Source organism: Pseudanabaena sp. 'Roaring Creek', assembly GCF_001402795.1.
Classification (GTDB): domain Bacteria; phylum Cyanobacteriota; class Cyanobacteriia; order Pseudanabaenales; family Pseudanabaenaceae; genus Pseudanabaena.
The window spans coordinates 1-5,569 of sequence record NZ_LIRE01000123.1; the positions used below are offsets into that span (position 1 = coordinate 1).

Below are 5,569 nucleotides of genomic sequence, written 5' to 3' on the forward strand. Positions count from 1 at the left end.
TAGCCATTTTGTGTTTTGGTATTACTTAGTAACGAATTAAATAGAATTGAATTTAGTAAATTATTGAAGAGTCTTAGTAGCATGGCAAATTCCCCAAAAATTGTAGTCGTGACTAATGGTAAGGGGGGTGTGGGTAAAACAACAACGGCGATCGCCATTGCAGGTATATTCGCCCTAGAGTCCAAGGTGTTAGTGGTAGATGCTGACGTACAGGGGAGTTTGTCTTGGTGGGTCGGTCGCGGCGATCAAGACATGGGCTTTGATATTGCCAAGGAAATCGATCCGACGCATTTAAGAAAATTGCCGAAACTTAGCAGTTACGATCTAGTATTGGTAGATACTCCGCCTGCACTGCATTCCCATGCCCTTGCTACTGTTGTGGCGATCGCCGATTATTTGGTTTTGCCAAGTCCTCCCGCACCGATGGATTTAACGGCTCTCATCGATACGGTCAAAAGCACCGTCAGACCTGCTCAAGTGCCCCATCGAGTTTTGCTCACTCGCGTCGATCCACGATGTCTCAATGAGGCTCTAGAAGCGCAAAATACTTTGCAAGAGGTGGGAGTACCTGTTTTTCATGCATTTGTAAGAGCTTACAAAGCCCATGAGCGCGCCGCTCTAGAAGGAAAATTAGTAACGGAATGGAAAGGCAAGAATGCGCGAGAAGCAGAAGCAGACTATCGAAGGGTTGTCGATGAATTGCGACGAGATATCTTCAGGTGATGGGCATGGCTTTGCCTTGTCCATCAGAGAATTAATACCAATTCCCAAAATGGCGTTGCCATTTTGGGAGTCTCGAAACCTTACTGGGATTGGTGTTTAATCCACAAAAGTGTTGTCACACTTTCGTGAATTGCGATAAGTAGAGAATTAAATAAGAGAATTAAATAACGCTTAAAAATTATGTCTATCAAAAAGAAAGTCGGAATTTCAGATTTGCTTCGTGACGAAGTCCAAAAAGAAACTGAAGTCACCAGCCAAGAAGTAACGGGTAATGTTACGGAGCAAACTATTGAAGTAAAAGCCGAAACCGTTAACGAAGCTAGCAACAAAGCCATTCGTCCAGCATTGAATAATGGCGATCGCTCCCAAGCACGAATTACGGAGCTAGAGCAGTCCCTTGCCCAGTCGCAACAAAGGGAAGCCGAACTTGTAAAGACTGTAGCCTCCCTCCAAAAAGAATTACAATTTAGCCATACCAATATCGAACTTTTGCAAAAGTCCTTGGCGGCAATCGAAAGTCTCAAAAATGACCTCGATCGACAACTCGTAGAAGTCAAACGGGATAATCTGCGGTTGGCTGAGGCTAATATTCAACTCTCAGCGCAAATCGAAGCAGAGGGCAAAGCTATAAATCCAAGCAAAGAAATAGCTTCATCCACTGCCACTGAATTGTCTGAGTCTTCACAATTAGTTTCGCAAAATCCCCAAACCACCCAAAACAGAGCCACGCCACGCAAACAACCCGTTGAGCAACCCTACCCCCGCCGCGATCGTACTCCCTATGCTCGTCCCACGGGTTCTAACGAACAGTTACAAAGGATCAACAATAAAAATATTGGGTGGATGGATTGAGTTATGACAATGTAAGGGGTTGCTATATAGCGTTAAAATTCCCATCACGTTACATAGCTTCGCTTACGGGCACTGGTCGGCTAATGGGGAATGGATTCTGAAATGCCTATTTCATGCCAACTAAAAAGGCGCAAATATGTCGATCACGCTTTAGCTGACCAATGCCAGAGATCCCCCAATTGACGGGATACAAAATGCAAATAAACTGTCAAAATCCTTTGATCATCAACAGGGATACTTAACGCAAAATCTCTGTTGATTTATTCCTTAGGATCTTGGTGACAATTGGGCTTAATATGCCTACCCTATCCGCACAATTATAATAAAAGCTGTATTTCGTGGAGATCTCGGTGAAGCGTAATTTTATGCTCTCTTTTTTGAGTCGAGGACTAGCCGCAGCGATCGCTGCGGTCATGCTCGGTAACTTGCCATTGTCATGGCAATCATCTTTGTCGCAATTTTCAAGTAGTCAAGCCTATGCCGCTCAGACCGATCTTGCCCAAACTTCTACAATTTCCAGCCCATCCCCCGATTCGCTCACGGGCAATGTCGTTAAAACCATCTTAGATAATGGTTTGACAGTTTTAACCAAGGAGGTAAATACGGCTCCAGTGGTGAGCGTGCAGGTTTGGTATCGGGTTGGTTCGCAAAATGAGAAGCGAGGAATTACTGGTATTTCCCATCAACTCGAACATCTGATGTTTAAAGGTACTAAAGACCGCCCGATCCAGTTCGGACGCTTATTTAGTGCCTTAGGTAGTAACTCCAATGCATTTACTAGCTACGACATGACTGCCTACTTTGGCACGACCGGTAGCGATAAACTGGATGCGATGCTGCAATTAGAAGCTGACCGCATGGTGAATACAGTCGCAGGTGAAAAAGAACTTAAAAGCGAGCGTACAGTCGTTTTATCCGAACTTGATGGGGGCAACAATAACCCAGGAACAAGGCTATATCGTCAGGTCATGTTAGCAGCCTATCCCAATAGCTCCTACGGTTGGCCTGTAATTGGCTATCGTCCTGAAGTAGAAAATTTTACCGTTGAGGATATTCAAAACTATTACCGCACTTTTTATCGTCCTGATAATGCCACTTTGGTAATTGTTGGCAATTTCGAGACTAAAGCTACACTCCAAAAAGTACGTGAGATCTATGGTTCGATCGCCGCACCGCCTAAGCCCAAGGTTTTAATCACTGCTGAGGCTCAGCAACAAAAGCCCAAACCTCCTGAGCCAATGTCAAGCAAGGAACCCATTCGCCTCAAGGAACCTGGGAGCGTTCCCTTCTTGCAAGCTGTTTATCCTGATTTACCAAATGTTGATGGTGCTGATGTCGCAGCGATCGATGTGATGGATAGCATCCTTACTGCGGGGAGAAGTTCGCGCTTTTATCAAGCTTTAGTGGAAACAGGTTTAGCCAGTAGCGTTAGTGGCAATTCATCGACCCAGATTGGGACAGGTTGGTACTTTATCAGTGCGACCCCAACCGCAGGAAAATCCCTAGAAGAACTCGATCGCCTGATCCTCGGTGAGATCGAAAAGATCCAAACCCAGCCTGTAACGGTTAAGGAATTAGAACGCGCTAAAACCAGTATGCGAGCTAGTTACATTCTGGGCAATCGGGATATTAATTCCCAAGCAATTCAGATTGGTTATAACCAAACCGTCGCCAAGGACTATAGTTACAGCGATCGCTACCTACAAGCTGTCGAGAAAGTAACAATTGCCGATATTAGTAGGGTCGCAAAACAATACCTACAAAAAGAGCGGCGCGTATTGGGATATTTCGAGCCCTCGGTAATCACTGCCGATGCTGGTACGACCCCCAGCAATGCCCATTCGTCAGAAGCTTTCAAGCCCAGTTCGCCCGTAGATCCTGCGGAAGTTGCTAAATACTTACCAGAAAGTGCGTTGATAGCTAAGGCGGGAGTTCCTACCGCCGTTCAGCCCGATCGATTCACCCTTGCCAATGGGCTCAAAGTTTTACTACTACGCGATCGCAGTACGCCAACGGTAACTCTCGTAGGGCAAATCAATGCAGGTGCGGGATTTGACTCAATTGAGAAAGCAGGCTTAGCAGGAATCACCGCCCAAAATCTTACCAATGGCACGACGACCAAGGATGCGCTTGCCCTTGCTTCGAGGTTAGAAAATGTCGGGGCTAGTTTAGGCTTTTCGGCAGGAAGAGAAAGCGTTGGCATTTCGGGGATCTCGATGTCAAAAGATTTGCCAATTGTGATCGATCAACTCGCCGACTTGCTCCAAAATGCGACTTTCCCCAACAAAGAGTTTGAACTGAATCTTCAGCGCAATCTTTTAGCTCTGAAATCAGAGCTAGATAACCCTAGTTCTTTAGCCCGTCGGATTTTTCAATCAACGATCTATCCCAAAGGACATCCGTTTAATGCGATGAAAACGGAAGCAACACTCAAATCTTTAAAAAGAGAAGATTTGGTGTCTTTCTACAAAACCTATTACCGCCCAGACAATACAATTCTGACTCTCACGGGAGATTTTGAGCCCGCAGTGGTAAGAAATTTACTAGAGGAAAAGTTGGGCAAATGGCAAGCTGTCGGTCGACCTCCCCAATTTAAATTCCCCAAAGTTGCTAATCTTGCCACTACCAGTGAGAAGCAGGTGGCTCTCGCTGGAAAAACTCAAGCCGTAACCCTCATGGGGCATCCCAGCATTTCGCGGAATGATCCTGAGTATTACCCAGCTCTAATGCTGAATCAAGTTCTCGGCGGTGATACTTTATCTAGTCGTCTTGGTACGGAAATTCGCGATCGCCTTGGTTTGACCTATGGTATTTACAGTTTCTTCCAAGCAGGTAAACCACCACAGGGGACGTTTATCGTCCAGATGCAAACTAGCGGTAAAGACACCCAAAAAGCGATCGATGCTACGGTGGCATTGCTGAAAGATGTCCGAAACAAAGGGATTACGCCAGCGGAGTTTGAGGTTGCCAAAAAGAGCTTAATTAATAGTTTCTCTACGGAGTTTGCCAACCCAGATAATATCGCTGAATCCTTGCTCGGCGATGAAGTCTACGGATTCCCAGTTGGTGATTTCTACAAGTTCCCCCAACGCATTCAATCTGTAACCCTAGAACAGGTCAATCAGGCAGCAAAAGAGTTATTACAACCAGATAACCTCCTAATTGTTTCGATTGTCCCTAAAAAATCATAGCTATCCATAGAGTAAAGCGACATTAAAGCCCTGTCTTTACTCTATGCTAGCTCGCATAATGAGAAGAGCGGCGCAAAGCGCCGCTCTTCTCATTATGCGAGCTAGCAGTGACAGCTATAAAACTGTTAGGATTAAGAACAATATAAAATGTCTAATTTTTAAAAATGGTTACAGATGTGGATGCGATCGCCATTAGTTCTCTTGCTCTCAATATTGTCTTGGGACTCCTCATCCTCATGTACATATTTCGGATAGTCATGACATGGTATCCCCAGATTCCCCTCAAACAATTTCCCTATAGCCTGATTACTGTCCCCACTGAGCCTTTATTATTGGTGCTGCGGAAATTAATCCCCCCCATCGGCGGCATCGATATTTCGCCTGTAATTGGCGTGGGTATTTTTAGTCTCATGCGCGAAATGCTGCTGGGTCAGCAAGGTATTTTGACTATGCTGCAATAGGATCTAGGGCATATATACTTACCCTAAAAGCCAGATATTGTAAAAATCTCATATCTAGCTATTCTCATATCTAGCTGTAATTAGCTGTTCATAATTAAAAACCAGAACCAAAATCTGAAGCGCGTGCTGAACAAGCACTTCAGGTTTGAGGATTTTAAATTTAATTGTGCCCAGTTACTTACAGCAACAAAATAGTAAGTCTGTCAAGAATAACCAAGAATAATATTTATAGCTGCAGCCAGTTTTGTTAGGACAAAATCAAAACCCCAAAGAGAGTTGCCGCGCTCCGCGCGGCAACTCTCTTTGGGGTTTTATGTCCTGATACAGTTGGCGGCAGCTATA

General features: G+C 44.9%; 4 protein-coding genes. All 4 read left to right on the forward strand.

Annotation, left to right across the window (positions count from 1 at the left end):
• Positions 1–81 precede the first annotated feature (81 nt).
• Positions 82–723 carry a ParA family protein gene (locus AC805_RS04070; protein ID WP_055074228.1) on the forward strand — a complete coding sequence of 214 codons (642 nt, stop codon included), beginning with the start codon at positions 82–84 and terminating at the stop codon, positions 721–723.
• A 180-nt stretch (positions 724–903) separates the two neighbouring features.
• Positions 904–1,575: a hypothetical protein gene (locus tag AC805_RS04075; RefSeq protein ID WP_055074229.1), complete on the forward strand. Its 672-nt coding sequence runs from the start codon at positions 904–906 to the stop codon at positions 1,573–1,575.
• Between the two features lie 365 nt (positions 1,576–1,940).
• On the forward strand, positions 1,941–4,766 hold the full coding sequence (locus AC805_RS04080) for a pitrilysin family protein (protein WP_055074230.1): 2,826 nt from the start codon (positions 1,941–1,943) through the stop codon (positions 4,764–4,766).
• Positions 4,767–4,942: 176 nt separating this feature from the next.
• Entirely contained in the window at positions 4,943–5,227 is a 285-nt protein-coding gene (locus AC805_RS04085) for a YggT family protein (protein ID WP_156341297.1), read from the forward strand.
• Positions 5,228–5,569: the final 342 nt, after the last annotated feature.